This window comes from Mesorhizobium sp. M7A.F.Ca.AU.001.01.1.1, from assembly GCF_004022735.1.
Classification (GTDB): Bacteria; Pseudomonadota; Alphaproteobacteria; order Rhizobiales; family Rhizobiaceae; genus Mesorhizobium; species Mesorhizobium ciceri.
Genome location: NZ_RZPF01000934.1, coordinates 1 through 2,111, shown reverse-complemented (window position 1 = coordinate 2,111; position 2,111 = coordinate 1). Strand labels below are relative to the sequence as shown.

The window sequence follows — 2,111 nt, the reverse complement described above, 5'->3', positions numbered from 1 at the left end:
GGCATTCGGCGGCGTATCAGGGCCAGCTTCAATGAGCAGCACGCGAGCGCCATAGGCGGAGAGCCTGCTCGCCATCACGCATCCAGAGGAGCCACCACCCACGACGATATAATCGAAAACCACGCAAACTCGCAAATGTCTGAGTCGGGCAAAAATCTAGCAGACGGCGAGCAAGCAAAAACGCGCAATTATCTTGCAGGACGCAGGAAATCAGCGCATTCTTAAGAGATTCGCATTATGGCGGCCTCCCAACGGGGCGGAACGTTTAAACATGACCTTGCCAGCAGTCCATCAGGGCTGAAGGCGATGCCGGAGCGTCGTGACTTAAGTGGACAAAGCGCATCGCGACTGAAGGGGACAAACCTATCGCGAGATACATCAGAATGCAGCCCGGTAGGTCCAGAAGTGCTTTTGCAGCATCGCGCTGACGAGGCCGTTGTAAGGAGCAGAATGATGCTTCGCCTTGCGCTCCATCGCCGCTTTAGCGGTACGAAAACTCCCGTCCCAATCATGGCCGGCGGGCAAGGCGGCTGACCCTTGCGCCAGTCATCGGTGAATCGGATCAACCAGTTGTTGAATGCGCGTAAGATTGCGCGTTCTATACATCGATTGGCACCGCCAAGGTTACCTTCGTGCGATCCATCACAATCATCGTGCTGTAATTTCTAACAGCCGGGCTATCAAAGAAGAAACGCCTCGAGAATGCGTCGTACTCTGCCAAGTCACGCACGGAGAGAAGGAGAACGAAATCGGCGTTACCGGTGACCGCATACGCGCTCATTACTTCAGGCGCCTTCTGTAGAGACTGCTTGAAGCGATCGATGACGTCGGAACGATAGCGCTCAATGTCGACCAAGACCAGCATCATCAGGGACCTGCCCACCGCCTCAGGCGACACGATTGCAACATCAGCCTCAATTACGCCAATTTGTCGCAACTGCTTCAATCGCCGCTGACAGGCCGTGGGCGATATACCGGCCAGTTGGCCCAATTCTTCCGTTGTTTGGCGATTGTTGCGCTGAACAGCGCTTAAGATTTTCAGATCTATCCGATCCAATTCCATGGTCATTCTCCGGAATAGCTGCAATTTGCGCAGAAAAACTGCGATATGCACTCGACTGTAGCCTCAACCCCGCGCAGACGGAAGCCCAAACGATCAGGCCAGGCATGGGACCAAAGTCGGCTATCGTCCTCGACGTCAGTTATAGCCATTGGCCGAAGAGTGCTGTCCACCATCGCCCAACTGACAATGGCAGCCGACGGTCAAAAGCCGAGGCCTTGCGCCCAGTTCGGCCGAGGAAACGTCTCGGAACTTAAACGCTAAGCCGACTGGACGATGATGATAGGGGGGACCTCTATTTCCGCGCTTCGGCTTCCATTCGTTGGCTCACGCTGCCAAGAGTCTCATCTGTGTATAGGGAATCGAGCGCTAGGTTCGCCTGCCCCGGTTGCTGCATCAAATGCAGCCGTCTTGAGGTGGTTGGGAAAAATCGTCACCGCAGCCACACAAACCGCCGGCCTTATGCAACCTGCCGGCAATTTCGCATAATTACTGCATCCCGCCGCTCAGAATTTGCGCAAGGCGCCCAATGTAGCGCGCTATTGTCTCACAACGGCACCTACACGCCACTTCATAAAGCAGAAGAGGCCTGGCTTTGCAGGCTTCAGATTGAGGAGTTCGCCTATGAGCAAGCAATTCGCACCTGAAATGGATGCAGGTCTCGCGGTTTTCAATCGCCTGGAGTCTGAGGTGCGCAGCTACGTCCGCGCCTTCCCCGCCCTATTCGATCGCGGAGTCGGGACCACTCTCATCGCTGCAGACGGTCGGGAATATCTCGACTTTTTCGCCGGTGCAGGCGTTTTGAATTATGGGCACAACAACCCCGTCATCAAGAAGGCGCTGCTGGATTATATCGAGCGCGACGGAATTGTGCATGGGCTGGACCTTGCCACGACGGCCAAGAAAGCCTTCATCGAAGCTTTCGAGCGATACATTCTCAAGCCTCGTGGTCTGACATACAAATTACAGTTTCCCGGCCCCACAGGTACGAACGCGGTCGAAGCGAGTCTAAAACTGGCTCGCCAGGTGACCGGGAGATCGAACATCGTCT

Annotated in this window: 3 protein-coding genes; 1 reads left to right on the top strand and 2 read right to left on the bottom strand. The window is 55.3% G+C overall.

Annotated elements, in window-relative coordinates; translation table 11 throughout:
* Both EN884_RS34180 and EN884_RS34175 read right to left on the bottom strand, forming a co-directional pair.
* Positions 1–123 (bottom strand): FAD-dependent oxidoreductase (locus EN884_RS34180; RefSeq protein ID WP_127274279.1); only part of this gene is annotated, 123 nt, incomplete at its 3' end.
* 475 nt (positions 124–598) lie between these two features.
* Positions 599–1,063 carry an Lrp/AsnC family transcriptional regulator gene (locus EN884_RS34175; protein WP_063169349.1) on the bottom strand — a complete coding sequence of 155 codons (465 nt, stop codon included), beginning with the start codon at positions 1,061–1,063 and terminating at the stop codon, positions 599–601.
* Between the two features lie 621 nt (positions 1,064–1,684).
* Between EN884_RS34175 and EN884_RS34170 the strand changes: the two genes are divergently transcribed.
* On the top strand, positions 1,685–2,111 hold a 427-nt coding region (locus EN884_RS34170; RefSeq protein ID WP_128361048.1), incomplete at its 3' end, for an aminotransferase class III-fold pyridoxal phosphate-dependent enzyme.